27 protein-coding genes are annotated in these 13,602 nt (G+C 54.2%); all 27 read right to left on the reverse strand.

All coding sequences use genetic code 11. From position 1 onward, the window contains the following. Positions 1-4: 4 nt before the first annotated feature. The 27 genes from rpsD to tuf all read right to left on the reverse strand — a co-directional run bounded on the left by rpsD (position 5) and on the right by tuf (position 13,590). A complete protein-coding gene (gene rpsD / locus ACA046_RS29370; protein WP_003210056.1) occupies positions 5-625 on the reverse strand; it encodes a 30S ribosomal protein S4 in 621 nt (206 codons plus the stop codon). Positions 626-643: 18 nt separating this feature from the next. Next, the gene (gene rpsK / locus ACA046_RS29375) at positions 644-1,033 is read right to left on the reverse strand and encodes a 30S ribosomal protein S11 (protein ID WP_002555466.1); all 390 of its coding nucleotides are present in this window, start codon (positions 1,031-1,033) and stop codon (positions 644-646) included. A 30-nt stretch (positions 1,034-1,063) separates the two neighbouring features. Beyond that, positions 1,064-1,420, reverse strand: a complete 357-nt coding sequence (rpsM, locus tag ACA046_RS29380; RefSeq protein ID WP_003210063.1) for a 30S ribosomal protein S13 — start codon at positions 1,418-1,420, stop codon at positions 1,064-1,066. A 129-nt stretch (positions 1,421-1,549) separates the two neighbouring features. After that, the gene (gene rpmJ, locus ACA046_RS29385) at positions 1,550-1,666 is read right to left on the reverse strand and encodes a 50S ribosomal protein L36 (RefSeq protein WP_002555468.1); all 117 of its coding nucleotides are present in this window, start codon (positions 1,664-1,666) and stop codon (positions 1,550-1,552) included. 27 nt (positions 1,667-1,693) lie between these two features. Continuing rightward, on the reverse strand, positions 1,694-3,022 hold the full coding sequence (gene secY, locus ACA046_RS29390) for a preprotein translocase subunit SecY (protein ID WP_003210064.1): 1,329 nt from the start codon (positions 3,020-3,022) through the stop codon (positions 1,694-1,696). Further along, positions 3,023-3,460: a 50S ribosomal protein L15 gene (gene rplO / locus ACA046_RS29395; RefSeq protein WP_003210066.1), complete on the reverse strand. Its 438-nt coding sequence runs from the start codon at positions 3,458-3,460 to the stop codon at positions 3,023-3,025. Between the two features lie 4 nt (positions 3,461-3,464). Next, on the reverse strand, positions 3,465-3,641 hold the full coding sequence (gene rpmD, locus ACA046_RS29400) for a 50S ribosomal protein L30 (protein ID WP_003186033.1): 177 nt from the start codon (positions 3,639-3,641) through the stop codon (positions 3,465-3,467). Positions 3,642-3,643: 2 nt separating this feature from the next. Further along, positions 3,644-4,144, reverse strand: coding sequence for a 30S ribosomal protein S5 (gene rpsE / locus ACA046_RS29405; RefSeq protein WP_003186035.1), 501 nt, complete (start codon positions 4,142-4,144; stop codon positions 3,644-3,646). Between the two features lie 3 nt (positions 4,145-4,147). After that, complete coding sequence (gene rplR / locus ACA046_RS29410) at positions 4,148-4,498, reverse strand: 50S ribosomal protein L18 (RefSeq protein ID WP_003186037.1); 351 nt, start codon at positions 4,496-4,498, stop codon at positions 4,148-4,150. A gap of 10 nt (positions 4,499-4,508) precedes the next feature. Next, a complete protein-coding gene (gene rplF, locus ACA046_RS29415) occupies positions 4,509-5,042 on the reverse strand; it encodes a 50S ribosomal protein L6 (protein WP_003176412.1) in 534 nt (177 codons plus the stop codon). A 12-nt stretch (positions 5,043-5,054) separates the two neighbouring features. After that, positions 5,055-5,447: a 30S ribosomal protein S8 gene (rpsH, locus tag ACA046_RS29420; RefSeq protein WP_003186040.1), complete on the reverse strand. Its 393-nt coding sequence runs from the start codon at positions 5,445-5,447 to the stop codon at positions 5,055-5,057. Between the two features lie 208 nt (positions 5,448-5,655). After that, positions 5,656-5,961, reverse strand: a complete 306-nt coding sequence (gene rpsN / locus ACA046_RS29425; protein ID WP_003176414.1) for a 30S ribosomal protein S14 — start codon at positions 5,959-5,961, stop codon at positions 5,656-5,658. Between the two features lie 13 nt (positions 5,962-5,974). Beyond that, positions 5,975-6,514, reverse strand: coding sequence for a 50S ribosomal protein L5 (gene rplE, locus ACA046_RS29430; RefSeq protein WP_003176415.1), 540 nt, complete (start codon positions 6,512-6,514; stop codon positions 5,975-5,977). Between the two features lie 20 nt (positions 6,515-6,534). Further along, positions 6,535-6,849 carry a 50S ribosomal protein L24 gene (gene rplX, locus ACA046_RS29435; protein WP_003176416.1) on the reverse strand — a complete coding sequence of 105 codons (315 nt, stop codon included), beginning with the start codon at positions 6,847-6,849 and terminating at the stop codon, positions 6,535-6,537. An 11-nt stretch (positions 6,850-6,860) separates the two neighbouring features. Continuing rightward, positions 6,861-7,229, reverse strand: a complete 369-nt coding sequence (gene rplN / locus ACA046_RS29440; RefSeq protein ID WP_002555479.1) for a 50S ribosomal protein L14 — start codon at positions 7,227-7,229, stop codon at positions 6,861-6,863. 23 nt (positions 7,230-7,252) lie between these two features. Continuing rightward, complete coding sequence (gene rpsQ, locus ACA046_RS29445; RefSeq protein ID WP_003176419.1) at positions 7,253-7,519, reverse strand: 30S ribosomal protein S17; 267 nt, start codon at positions 7,517-7,519, stop codon at positions 7,253-7,255. Positions 7,520-7,521: 2 nt separating this feature from the next. Then, positions 7,522-7,713, reverse strand: coding sequence for a 50S ribosomal protein L29 (gene rpmC, locus ACA046_RS29450; RefSeq protein ID WP_008030901.1), 192 nt, complete (start codon positions 7,711-7,713; stop codon positions 7,522-7,524). Then, a complete protein-coding gene (gene rplP, locus ACA046_RS29455) occupies positions 7,713-8,126 on the reverse strand; it encodes a 50S ribosomal protein L16 (protein ID WP_045057467.1) in 414 nt (137 codons plus the stop codon). The genes rpmC and rplP overlap by 1 nt, the downstream gene beginning before the upstream one ends. 12 nt (positions 8,127-8,138) lie before the next feature. Further along, positions 8,139-8,825, reverse strand: coding sequence for a 30S ribosomal protein S3 (rpsC, locus tag ACA046_RS29460; protein WP_003176422.1), 687 nt, complete (start codon positions 8,823-8,825; stop codon positions 8,139-8,141). A 13-nt stretch (positions 8,826-8,838) separates the two neighbouring features. Beyond that, complete coding sequence (gene rplV, locus ACA046_RS29465; protein ID WP_003210077.1) at positions 8,839-9,171, reverse strand: 50S ribosomal protein L22; 333 nt, start codon at positions 9,169-9,171, stop codon at positions 8,839-8,841. A gap of 13 nt (positions 9,172-9,184) precedes the next feature. Continuing rightward, entirely contained in the window at positions 9,185-9,460 is a 276-nt protein-coding gene (rpsS, locus tag ACA046_RS29470) for a 30S ribosomal protein S19 (RefSeq protein WP_003232420.1), read from the reverse strand. A 16-nt stretch (positions 9,461-9,476) separates the two neighbouring features. Then, entirely contained in the window at positions 9,477-10,301 is an 825-nt protein-coding gene (gene rplB / locus ACA046_RS29475) for a 50S ribosomal protein L2 (RefSeq protein ID WP_032884535.1), read from the reverse strand. A 14-nt stretch (positions 10,302-10,315) separates the two neighbouring features. Then, positions 10,316-10,615, reverse strand: coding sequence for a 50S ribosomal protein L23 (rplW, locus tag ACA046_RS29480; protein WP_002555488.1), 300 nt, complete (start codon positions 10,613-10,615; stop codon positions 10,316-10,318). Then, positions 10,612-11,214: a 50S ribosomal protein L4 gene (gene rplD, locus ACA046_RS29485; protein WP_003210082.1), complete on the reverse strand. Its 603-nt coding sequence runs from the start codon at positions 11,212-11,214 to the stop codon at positions 10,612-10,614. Before rplD ends, rplW begins: the two co-directional genes overlap by 4 nt. Positions 11,215-11,226: 12 nt before the next feature. Then, on the reverse strand, positions 11,227-11,862 hold the full coding sequence (gene rplC / locus ACA046_RS29490; RefSeq protein ID WP_003194649.1) for a 50S ribosomal protein L3: 636 nt from the start codon (positions 11,860-11,862) through the stop codon (positions 11,227-11,229). 81 nt (positions 11,863-11,943) lie between these two features. Further along, a complete protein-coding gene (gene rpsJ / locus ACA046_RS29495) occupies positions 11,944-12,255 on the reverse strand; it encodes a 30S ribosomal protein S10 (RefSeq protein ID WP_003210084.1) in 312 nt (103 codons plus the stop codon). Between the two features lie 141 nt (positions 12,256-12,396). After that, the gene (gene tuf / locus ACA046_RS29500; RefSeq protein WP_048724879.1) at positions 12,397-13,590 is read right to left on the reverse strand and encodes an elongation factor Tu; all 1,194 of its coding nucleotides are present in this window, start codon (positions 13,588-13,590) and stop codon (positions 12,397-12,399) included. Positions 13,591-13,602: the final 12 nt, after the last annotated feature.

Here is a 13,602-nt window from a genome sequence, read left to right on the forward strand (position 1 = left end):
GCCCTTACTTGGAGTAGAGCTCGACAATCAGGCTTTCGTTGATGTCGGCGGACAGATCACTGCGAGCAGGAACGTTCTTGAAAACGCCCGACTTCTTCTCAGTGTCTACTTCTACCCATTCTACGCGGCCACGTTGGGCACACAGATCGAGAGCTTGGACAATGCGAAGTTGATTTTTTGCTTTCTCGCGAATCGCGACCACGTCACCAGCACGAACCTGGTAGGACGGGACGTTAACGGTTTGGCCGTTTACGCTGACGGATTTGTGCGATACCAGCTGACGGGATTCGGCACGAGTCGAACCAAAGCCCATACGGTATACAACGTTGTCCAGACGGCATTCGAGCAGTTGCAGCAGGTTTTCACCGGTTGCACCTTTCTTGCCAGCAGCTTCTTTGTAGTAGCCGCTGAACTGACGCTCGAGAACGCCGTAGATACGACGGACCTTCTGCTTTTCACGCAGTTGGGTGCCGTAATCGGACTGGCGACCGCGGCGTTGGCCGTGGATACCAGGTGCTGCTTCAATGTTGCACTTCGATTCGATCGCGCGCACGCCGCTCTTCAGAAAGAGATCGGTGCCTTCACGACGAGCGAGTTTGCATTTTGGACCAATGTAACGAGCCATTCTTTACAATCTCCTGGATTACACGCGGCGCTTCTTCGGCGGACGGCACCCGTTGTGCGGGATTGGCGTCACGTCGGTGATGCTGGCGATCTTATAGCCACAGCCGTTCAATGCACGGACAGCAGACTCACGACCTGGACCTGGACCTTTGACGTTGACGTCGAGGTTTTTCAGGCCATATTCCAGCGCAGCTTGACCAGCACGTTCAGCAGCTACTTGAGCAGCAAACGGGGTGGACTTGCGGGAACCGCGGAAACCCGAACCACCGGAGGTAGCCCAAGAAAGCGCGTTACCTTGACGGTCGGTGATGGTCACGATTGTGTTGTTAAAAGATGCATGGATGTGGGCGATGCCATCAACCACTGTCTTTTTAACTTTTTTACGAGGACGAGCAGCAGGTTTTGCCATGATTAATTTCCTGTCGATTCGCGTGGGCGATTACTTGCGGATCGGCTTACGCGGACCTTTACGGGTACGCGCGTTAGTCTTGGTACGCTGACCGCGTACTGGAAGACCACGACGATGACGCAGACCACGGTAGCAACCGAGGTCCATCAAACGCTTGATTTTCATGTTGATTTCGCGACGCAGGTCACCTTCAGTGGTGAACTTCGCCACTTCGCCACGCAACAGCTCAATCTGCTCGTCGCTCAGATCTTTGATCTTTGCGGCTGGGTTTACCCCAGTGTCTGCGCAAATTTTCTGCGCAGTAGTGCGACCAACACCATAGATGTAGGTCAGCGAGATAACAGTGTGCTTGTTATCTGGAATGTTAACGCCTGCAATACGGGCCATTCAGTGGGACTCCAATTGACAGCTACCTACGCCCCGGAAGCCAAGAAATAGGGCGCGAGATAATATCGCTGTAATAACAAATAATCAACCCGGCAGCGCACTAGCTGCCGGGCTTCAAGCGGATCACACTCAGCCTTGGCGCTGTTTGTGACGCGGTTCCGCGCTGCAAATTACTCGAACAACACCTTCGCGGCGAATAATTTTGCAGTTACGGCACAGCTTTTTCACCGATGCACGAACTTTCATCACCAACTCCTCGAACCTTATGGGTACTCAGCGCAACATGCCGCTGCCGTAACCCTTCAGGTTGGCTTTCTTCATCAGGGATTCGTACTGGTGCGAAACGAGGTGCGATTGTACTTGGGACATGAAGTCCATCACAACCACGACGACGATCAGCAACGAGGTCCCGCCAAGGTAGAACGGAACGTTTGCTGCAACCACCAGGAACTGGGGCAACAAGCACACGGCCGTCATATATAGAGCACCGAACATGGTCAAGCGAGTCAGAACGCCATCAATGTAGCGCGCAGACTGCTCACCTGGACGAATACCCGGAATAAAGGCACCGGACTTCTTCAGGTTTTCCGCTACGTCTTTCGGATTGAACATCAACGCCGTATAGAAGAAGCAGAAGAAAATAATCCCTGCACTAAACAGCAGAATATTCAACGGCTGACCAGGAGCGATCGACTGCGAGATGTCCTGCAACCAGCCCATACCTTCAGACTGACCGAACCAGGCACCCAACGAAGCCGGAAACAGCAAAATGCTGCTCGCGAAAATGGCGGGAATAACCCCGGCCATGTTCACTTTCAGCGGCAAGTGGCTGGTCTGCGCGGCAAAGACCTTGCGGCCCTGCTGACGCTTGGCGTAGTGAACAGCAATACGACGCTGGCCACGCTCAATGAACACCACAAAACCGATAATCGCTACTGCCAACAAACCGATGGCAACCAGGGCGAAGATATTGATATCACCCTGACGTGCAGACTCGAAAGACTGCCCAATCGCTCTCGGAAGACCGGCAACGATACCTGCGAAAATCAACATCGAGATACCGTTACCAACACCACGCTCAGTAATCTGCTCACCCAGCCACATCATGAACATCGCACCAGCCACAAAAGTGGATACCGCGACGAAATGGAAGCCAAAGTCACCAGTGAACGCAACACCCTGCCCGGCCAAGCCAACGGACATGCCGATAGCTTGGACCAGGGCGAGGATGACAGTGCCGTAGCGGGTGTACTGGCTTATCTTGCGACGGCCAGCTTCACCTTCCTTCTTCAACTGCTCCAGCTGCGGGCTAACGGCGGTCATCAGCTGCATGATGATCGATGCCGAGATGTACGGCATGATCCCCAGTGCAAAGATGCTCATCCGTTCCAGCGCGCCGCCGGAAAACATGTTGAACAAGCTAAGAATGGTCCCCTCATTCTGTCGAAACAGGTCTGCGAGTCGGTCCGGGTTGATACCTGGAACCGGGATGTGTGCGCCTATTCGGTAGACGATAATCGCCAGGAACAGAAAACGCAGACGAGCCCAAAGTTCAGACATACCGCCTTTGCCGAGCGCTGAGAGAGCACCTTGCTTAGCCATTTATTCCTCGAACTTGCCGCCAGCTGCTTCGATAGCCGAACGCGCACCTTTGGTGGCGCCGATTCCCTTGCCGATAGTGACAGCGCGAGTCACTTCACCGGACAGCATGATTTTCACACGCTGTACGTTGACGTTGATCACGTTGGCATCTTTCAGGGTCTGCACGGTAACGATGTCGCCTTCCACTTTGGCCAGCTCGGACAAACGCACTTCTGCGCGGTCCATGGCTTTCAGGGAAACGAAACCGAACTTCGGCAGGCGACGATGCAGCGGCTGTTGACCGCCTTCAAAGCCTGGAGCGATGGTGCCACCGGAGCGGGAGGACTGACCTTTGTGGCCACGGCCACCGGTCTTGCCCAAACCACTACCGATACCACGGCCCGGACGATGCTTTTCGCGACGGGAACCCGGCGCTGGACTCAGATCATTGAGTTTCATCGAATTAACCCTCGACACGCAGCATGTAGTAAGCCTTGTTGATCATCCCGCGATTCTCGGGAGTATCAAGTACTTCTACAGTGTGACCGATGCGACGCAGACCCAAACCCTTAACGCACAATTTGTGGTTAGGGATGCGGCCGGTCATGCTTTTGATCAGCGTTACTTTAACGGTAGCCATGATCAGAAGATCTCCTTGACGCTTTTGCCACGCTTGGCGGCAATGGATTCAGGAGACTGCATAGCTTTCAAACCTTTGAAAGTGGCGTGAACCACGTTTACCGGGTTAGTCGAGCCGTAGCACTTGGCCAGAACGTTCTGAACGCCAGCAACTTCGAGGACAGCACGCATAGCGCCGCCAGCGATGATACCGGTACCTTCAGAAGCAGGCTGCATGTACACCTTCGAAGCGCCGTGAGCGGACTTCATTGCGTACTGCAGCGTGGTGCCGTTCAGATCAACTTGGATCATGTTGCGACGAGCAGCTTCCATTGCCTTCTGGATCGCAGCAGGCACTTCACGTGACTTGCCACGGCCGAAGCCAACGCGCCCTTTACCATCACCAACCACGGTCAACGCGGTGAAAGTGAAGATACGGCCGCCTTTAACGGTTTTGGCTACGCGGTTAACTTGAACCAGCTTCTCAATGTAGCCTTCGTCGCGCTTTTGGTCGTTATTTGACATAACTTAGAACTCCAGCCCAGCTTCACGAGCAGCATCAGCCAGCGCTTTCACGCGGCCGTGGTACTTGAAGCCAGAGCGGTCGAAAGCCACTTGCGAGACGCCAGCGGCCTTAGCACGCGTAGCGACCAGCTGGCCAACCTTAGTGGCCGCGTCGATGTTGCCAGTGGCACCATCACGCAGTTCTTTATCCAAAGTCGAGGCGCTTGCCAGGACTTTGTTGCCGTCGGCCGAGATGACCTGGGCGTAGATGTGCTGCGACGAGCGGAACACGCAGAGACGCACGACTTCGAGTTCGTGCATTTTCAGGCGTGCTTTGCGAGCGCGACGCAGTCGAGTAACTTTTTTGTCGGTCATTTGCTATGCCCTACTTCTTCTTGGCTTCTTTACGACGGACGACTTCGTCCGCGTAGCGCACACCTTTGCCTTTGTACGGCTCTGGTGGACGGAAGTCGCGGATCTCAGCGGCCACCTGACCTACCAGCTGCTTATCAATACCCTTGATCAGGATATCGGTTTGGCTTGGGGTCTCAGCGGTGATGCCTTCCGGCAGTTCGTAATCCACTGGGTGCGAGAAGCCAAGGGCCAGGTTCAAAACCGTGCCTTTTGCTTGCGCTTTGTAACCAACACCGACCAGCTGGAGCTTACGCTCGAAGCCTTGGCTTACGCCTTGGACCATGTTGTTTACCAACGCACGAGTGGTACCGGCCATTGCGCGAGTTTGTTGATCGCCATTGCGAGCAGCGAAACGCAGCTCACCAGCTTCTTCAACGATCTCAACGGACGAATGGATGTTCAGTTCCAGAGTGCCCTTGGCACCCTTCACCGAAAGCTGTTGGCCTGCGAATTTTACTTCGACACCGGCTGGCAGCTTAACGGGGTTCTTAGCGACGCGTGACATGCTTATCCCCCCTTAGAACACAGTGCAAAGAACTTCGCCGCCGACACCGGCAGCGCGCGCAGCACGATCCGTCATCACACCTTTGTTGGTGGAGACGATAGACACACCGAGACCGCCACGAACTTTTGGCAGATCATCGACGGACTTGTACTGACGCAGGCCTGGACGGCTAACGCGCTTCACTTCTTCGATGACCGGACGGCCTTCGAAGTACTTCAGCTCGATGGACAGCAGTGGTTTGATTTCGCTGCTGATCTGATAACCCGCAATGTAGCCTTCGTCTTTCAGGACTTTGGCAACAGCAACCTTCAACGTGGAAGATGGCATGCTTACGACGGACTTTTCAGCCATCTGGGCATTACGGATACGAGTTAGCATGTCCGCTAACGGGTCCTGCATACTCATGGCTAGACGCTCCTAATACAAAAAAATTAGCCTTGCGGCCATTACGTGTCGCCGAGAATCTCCGAGCACAAAACACACGGGCTCAGGCGAGCCGCGTATTTTAGACACACTCCGGAAATGAAACAAGCCCCAAAAGGGGCTTGTTCCAGATTCTAGGCCACCGGCGGTCAGTATCTTGCGATCCTGACCACCGAGACTTCGAAAGTACTTACCAGCTGGCTTTAACCAGACCTGGTACGTCACCACGCATTGCCGCTTCACGCAGTTTGTTACGGCCGAGGCCGAACTTGCGGTAAACGCCGTGTGGACGACCGGTCAGGCGGCAGCGGTTACGCATGCGCGAAGCGCTTGCGTCACGTGGCTGCTTCTGCAGAGCAACTGTAGCTTCCCAACGTGCTTCTGGACTTGCGTTCAGATCAACGATGATTGCTTTCAGTGCTGCACGCTTCTTGGCGTACTTGGCAACCGTGAGCTGACGTTTCAGCTCGCGGTTTTTCATGCTCATCTTGGCCATGGTCCTACTCCAATCAGTTGCGGAACGGGAATTTGAACGCACGCAGCAGAGCGCGGCCTTCATCATCGTTCTTGGCAGTGGTGGTCAGGGTGATGTCCAGACCGCGGAGAGCATCGATCTTGTCGTAGTCGATTTCCGGGAAGATGATCTGCTCTTTAACGCCCATGCTGTAGTTACCACGACCATCGAAGGACTTGGCATTCAGGCCGCGGAAGTCGCGGACCCGAGGCAGGGAGATCGACAGCAGACGATCCAGGAATTCGTACATACGCTCACGGCGCAGAGTCACTTTGACGCCGATCGGCCAACCTTCACGGACTTTAAAGCCAGCGATGGATTTGCGAGCGTAAGTCACAACGACTTTTTGACCGGTGATCTTTTCCAGGTCGGCAACAGCGTGCTCGATGACTTTTTTGTCACCGACCGCTTCGCCCAGACCCATGTTCAGGGTGATTTTTGTAACGCGTGGAACTTCCATCACGTTCGAAAGCTTAAGTTCTTCCTTAAGCTTCGGTGCGATTTCCTTCCAGTAAATCTCTTTTAGTCGTGCCATGGTCTTCTACCTAGCAGTGTTCAAGCATCAACCGCTTTTTGGGTCGACTTGAAGACACGAATTTTCTTGCCGTCTTCTACTTTGAAACCAACGCGATCAGCCTTGTTGGTTTCGCCGTTGAAAATGGCGACGTTAGAAGCGTCCAGTGGAGCTTCTTTTTCGACGATACCGCCTTGTACGCCCGACATCGGGTTAGGCTTGGTATGACGCTTAACCAGGTTCAGACCACCGATAACCAGACGGTTATTGGCGAGAACCTTAAGCACCTTACCGCGCTTACCTTTGTCTTTGCCGGCGATCACGATGATCTCGTCGTCACGACGAATCTTTTGCATGTCGGATCTCCTTACAGCACTTCTGGGGCGAGCGAGACGATCTTCATGAACTTCTCAGTACGAAGTTCACGGGTCACTGGCCCAAAGATACGGGTGCCGATCGGCTCTTGCTTGTTGTTCAGAAGAACAGCAGCGTTGCCATCAAAGCGGATAATGGAGCCATCAGCACGACGTACGCCGTGACGAGTGCGGACTACAACAGCAGTCATCACTTGGCCTTTTTTCACTTTACCGCGAGGAATTGCTTCCTTCACGGTAACTTTGATGATGTCACCGATACCAGCGTAACGACGATGGGAGCCACCCAGCACCTTGATGCACATAACGCGGCGTGCGCCGCTGTTATCGGCCACATCGAGCATGGATTGAGTCTGAATCATATAATTTCTCCGACCCCTAGTCCTTAGACTTCCACAGCGCGTTCGAGAACATCAACCAGCGCCCAAGACTTGGTCTTGGCCAGCGGACGAGTTTCACGAATAGTGACTTTGTCGCCGATGTGGCACTGATTGGTTTCGTCGTGCGCGTGCAGCTTAGTCGAACGCTTAACGTATTTACCGTAGATCGGGTGCTTTACGCGACGCTCGATCAGAACGGTGATGGTCTTGTCCATTTTGTCGCTGACAACACGGCCAGTCAGCGTACGGACGGTTTTTTCGGCTTCAGCCATGATTACTTACCTGCCTGCTGTTTGAGCACAGTCTTCACGCGAGCGATGTCACGCTTAACTTGCCGGAGCAGGTGAGACTGCCCCAACTGGCCAGTTGCTTTCTGCATACGCAGATTGAACTGGTCGCGCAGCAGGCCGAGCAGTTGCTCGTTAAGCTGCGGCGCGTCTTTTTCACGAAGTTCATTCGCTTTCATCACATCACCGTCCGTTTAACAAAGGCGGTGGCGAGCGGCAGCTTTGCAGCAGCCAGGGCAAAAGCCTCACGCGCCAGCTCTTCAGTTACACCCTCGATTTCATACAGGACTTTACCTGGCTGAATCTGGGCAACCCAGTACTCCACACTACCCTTACCTTTACCCATACGAACTTCGAGGGGCTTTTTGGAAATAGGCTTGTCCGGGAATACACGGATCCAGATCTTGCCGCCACGTTTAACGTGACGGGTCAGTGCACGACGCGCTGACTCGATCTGACGAGCGGTGAGACGACCACGAGCTACAGACTTCAGCGCATATTCGCCGAAGCTGACTTTGCTACCGCGCTGAGCCAGACCACGGTTGTGGCCTGTCATCTGCTTGCGGAACTTCGTACGCTTTGGTTGCAACATTTGGCGTACCCCTTACTTAGCAGCTTTTTTACGAGGCGCTGGTGCTTGTGGTTTCAGTTCTTCTTGGCGACCACCAATTACTTCGCCTTTGAAGATCCAAACCTTTACACCGATCACACCGTAAGTGGTGTGAGCTTCGTAGTTGGCATAGTCGATGTCGGCACGCAGGGTGTGCAGTGGCACACGACCTTCGCGATACCATTCAGTACGTGCGATTTCAGCACCGCCGAGACGACCGCTCACTTGGATTTTGATGCCTTTGGCACCAATGCGCATGGCGTTCTGTACTGCGCGCTTCATAGCGCGACGGAACATTACGCGACGCTCCAGCTGCTGAGCTACGCTCTGCGCAACCAGCATACCGTCGAGCTCCGGCTTGCGGATCTCTTCGATATTGATGTGCACAGGCACACCCATTTGCTTGGTCAGGTCCTGACGCAGTTTCTCAACATCTTCACCTTTCTTCCCGATAACGATACCTGGACGAGCGGTGTGAATGGTGATACGTGCAGTTTGAGCAGGACGATGGATATCGATACGGCTCACGGACGCGCTTTTTAGTTTGTCTTGGAGATACTCACGCACCTTCAGATCAGCGAACAAATAGTCCGCATAAGTCCGACCGTCTGCGTACCAGACGGAGGTGTGCTCCTTGACGATTCCCAGGCGAATGCCAATGGGATGTACTTTCTGACCCATCTCTTCGACTCCGTTACTTGTCAGCAACCTTGACAGTGATATGGCAAGACCGCTTGACGATGCGATCAGCTCGGCCTTTGGCACGAGGCATGATGCGCTTCAGCGAACGCCCTTCGTTGACGAAAACGGTGCTGACCTTAAGGTCATCAACGTCTGCGCCTTCGTTGTGCTCGGCGTTGGCTACGGCCGACTCCAGCACTTTCTTGATGATCTCGGCGGCTTTCTTACTGCTGAAAGCCAACAGGTTGAGCGCTTCGCCCACCTTCTTCCCGCGGATCTGGTCGGCGACCAAGCGGGCTTTCTGGGCGGAGATTCGAGCGCCCGACAACTTAGCGGCTACTTCCATCATTCCTTACCCCTTAACGCTTGGCTTTCTTGTCTGCCACGTGCCCACGATATGTGCGGGTACCGGCAAACTCGCCTAGTTTGTGGCCGACCATGTCTTCGTTCACGAGAACTGGAACATGTAGGCGACCGTTATGCACTGCAATGGTCAAACCGACCATTTGTGGCAGGATCATCGAACGACGCGACCAGGTTTTCACCGGTTTGCGATCGTTCTTTTCCGCCGCCACTTCGATCTTCTTCAGTAGGTGAAGATCAATAAAAGGACCTTTTTTCAGAGAACGTGGCACTGTCGTATCCCTCTATTTACTTGCGACGACGGACGATCATTTTGTCGGTACGCTTATTACCACGAGTCTTCGCGCCCTTAGTCGGGAAGCCCCATGGCGATACCGGATGACGACCACCAGAGGTACGACCTTCACCACCACCGTGTGGGTGGTCAACCGGGTTCATGGCAACACCACGAACGGTTGGGCGAACGCCACGCCAGCGTTTGGCACCAGCTTTACCCAACGAACGCAGGCTGTGCTCGGAGTTCGAGACTTCGCCCAGGGTCGCACGGCACTCAGCCAGTACTTTACGCATTTCACCAGAGCGCAGACGCAGGGTCACGTAGACACCTTCACGAGCGATCAGCTGAGCCGAAGCACCAGCGGAACGAGCGATTTGCGCGCCTTTACCCGGCTTCAATTCGATGCCGTGTACGGTGCTACCAACTGGAATGTTGCGCAGTTGCAGAGCGTTGCCCGGCTTGATCGGCGCCAAAGCACCTGCGATCAGCTGGTCACCAGCACTCACGCCTTTAGGGGCGATGATGTAGCGACGCTCGCCATCTGCGTACAGCAGCAGAGCGATGTGAGCAGTACGGTTTGGATCGTATTCGATACGCTCGACAGTGGCAGTGATGCCATCTTTGTCGTTGCGACGGAAGTCGACCAGACGATAATGCTGCTTATGGCCACCACCGATGTGACGAGTGGTAATGCGACCATTGTTGTTACGACCACCAGTCTTCGATTTCTTCTCGAGCAGCGGTGCGTGAGGAGCGCCTTTATGCAGCTCCTGGTTGACCACCTTGACCACAAAACGGCGGCCAGGGGAAGTCGGTTTGCATTTAACGATTGCCATGATGCACCCCTTCCTTACTCAGCACTGCTGCTGAAATCGAGATCTTGGCCTGGCTGAAGGGAGATAACTGCCTTCTTCCAGTCATTACGCTTGCCCAGACCGCGAGCAGTGCGCTTGCTCTTACCCAGAACATTCAGGGTAGTAACACGCTCTACTTTCACGCTGAACAGGCTTTCGACGGCCTTCTTGATTTCCAGCTTGGTTGCGTCAGTTGCAACCTTGAAAACGAACTGGCCTTTCTTGTCAGCCAGAACCGTAGCCTTTTCGGAAACGTGCGGGCCAAGCAGAACTTTAAATACGCGTTCCTGGTTCATCCCAGCAGCTCCTCGAATTTCTTCACGGCCGACACGGTGATCAACACCTTGTCGTATGCGATCAGACTAACTGGATCGGAACCTTGCACGTCACGTACATCAACGTGTGGCAGGTTGCGAGCAGCCAGGTACAGGTTCTGATCAACAGCTTCAGACACGATCAGGACGTCAGTCAGGCCCATGCCGTTCAGCTTGTTCAGCAGATCTTTGGTTTTCGGCGCTTCAACAGCGAAGTCCTGAACCACGACCAGACGATCAGTACGCACGAGTTCAGCAAGGATGGAGCGCAGTGCTGCGCGATACATCTTCTTGTTGAGCTTCTGGGTGTGATCCTGTGGACGTGCTGCGAAAGTGGTACCGCCGCCACGCCAGATTGGGCTACGGATAGTACCGGCACGAGCGCGGCCAGTACCTTTCTGACGCCAAGGGCGCTTACCGCCACCACGAACGTCGGAACGGGTCTTTTGCTGCTTGCTACCTTGACGGCCGCCGGCCATGTAGGCCACGACTGCTTGGTGAACCAGCGTCTCGTTGAATTCGCCGCCAAATGTCAGTTCGGAAACTTCGATCGCTTGAGCGTCATTTACATTTAATTGCATGTCAGCTTCCCCTTAACCGCGAGCCTTGGCCGCTGGACGTACAACCAGGTTGCCGCCAGTAGCGCCAGGAACAGCACCCTTGACCAACAACAGATTGCGTTCAGCGTCGACGCGCACTACTTCGAGGGACTGCACGGTCACGCGCTCAGCGCCCATATGACCGGACATTTTTTTGCCCTTGAATACACGACCAGGAGTCTGGCACTGGCCAATAGAGCCCGGGACGCGGTGGGAAACGGAGTTACCGTGAGTGTTGTCTTGGCCACGGAAATTCCAACGCTTGATCGTACCCTGGAAGCCTTTACCCTTGGACTGACCGGTTACATCAACCAGTTGACCAGCGGCGAAGATTTCAGCGTTGATCAGATCGCCAGCCTGGTAGTCGCCATCTTCAAGACGGAACTCCATAACAGTACGACCAGCTGCAACGTTTGCTTTAGCGAAGTGACCTGCTTGAGCAGCAGTCACACGCGAAGCACGACGCTCGCCGACAGTGACTTGCACTGCACGATAGCCATCGGTTTCTTCAGTTTTAAACTGGGTGACGCGATTCGGCTCGATCTCAATGACCGTAACCGGAATGGAGACACCTTCTTCGGTGAAAATACGGGTCATACCGCATTTACGACCGACTACACCAATAGTCATGTTGTAAACCTCATGAGTGTACGGGGCTTTCACCCGCTATGGCCGCCCATTTCAGAGCGTTACACGACTAAGACCCAAGTCTTAGCCGAGGCTGATCTGTACTTCCACACCGGCCGCCAGATCAAGCTTCATAAGTGCATCAACGGTTTTATCCGTTGGCAGGACGATGTCCAGCACGCGCTTATGAGTACGGATCTCGTACTGGTCACGCGCGTCTTTGTTGACGTGCGGGGAGACCAGAACGGTGAACCGCTCTTTACGGGTAGGCAGTGGAATTGGACCACGCACTTGAGCACCAGTACGTTTCGCGGTTTCCACGATTTCCTGGGTGGATTGGTCGATCAGTTTGTGGTCAAAAGCCTTCAACCTGATACGAATTTGCTGATTTGCCATTGGATTTCAGACTCCGGCTGCTATTCCCAGCGAGCGCAACACGCCCGTTAAAAGGAGGCGCAATTCTATAGACGCCCCATATGGGTGTCAACTCAATAAAAAAGCCCCCGCTAAGCGGGGGCTTTTTCAAGTCATCACTTATTAAGCGATGATTTTGGCTACGACGCCAGCGCCGACGGTACGACCGCCTTCACGGATAGCGAAACGCAGACCATCTTCCATTGCGATGGTTTTGATCAGGGTGACAACCATTTTGATGTTGTCGCCTGGCATTACCATTTCAACGCCTTCCGGCAGTTCGCAGTTACCGGTCACGTCTGTGGTCCGGAAGTAGAACTGTGGACGGTAGCCTTTGAAGAACGGAGTGTGACGACCGCCTTCTTCTTTGCTCAACACGTACACTTCAGCTTCGAAGGTAGTGTGCGGCTTAACCGAGCCTGGCTTAACCAGAACCTGGCCACGCTCAACGTCGTCACGCTTGGTACCACGCAGCAGAACGCCGCAGTTCTCGCCTGCACGACCTTCGTCGAGCAGTTTACGGAACATTTCAACACCGGTGCAGGTGGTGACGGTAGTGTCACGCAGACCAACGATTTCCAGTGGATCTTGAACCTTAACGATACCGCGCTCGATACGACCAGTCACAACAGTACCACGACCCGAGATCGAGAATACGTCTTCGATTGGCATCAGGAACGGCTTGTCGATAACACGAACTGGATCTGGGATGTAGCTGTCCAGAGTCTCAACCAGTTTCCGTACGGAAGTGGTGCCCATTTCGTTGTCGTCTTTGCCTTCCAGAGCCATACGAGCAGAACCGATGATGATCGGAGTGTCGTCGCCTGGGAAGTCGTAAGTGCTCAGCAGATCGCGCACTTCCATCTCAACCAGTTCCAGCAGCTCAGCGTCGTCTACCAGGTCAGCCTTGTTCAGGTAAACCACGATGTACGGAACGCCAACCTGACGGGACAGCAGGATGTGCTCACGGGTTTGTGGCATCGGACCATCAGCGGCCGAACAAACCAGGATCGCGCCGTCCATTTGGGCAGCACCGGTGATCATGTTCTTCACATAGTCAGCGTGACCTGGGCAGTCAACGTGAGCGTAGTGACGGATCAGCGAGTTGTATTCAACGTGAGCAGTGTTGATGGTGATACCACGAGCTTTTTCTTCTGGCGCGCTGTCGATCTTGTCGAAGTCAACGATAGCCGAACCGAAAATTTCGGAGCAAACACGAGTCAGAGCAGCAGTCAGCGTAGTTTTACCGTGGTCAACGTGACCGATGGTGCCAACGTTGACGTGCGGTAGGGAACGATCAAATTTTTCTTTAGCCACGACAATTAACTC

The sequence above is a fragment of the Pseudomonas sp. LBUM1641 genome (assembly GCF_059716235.1).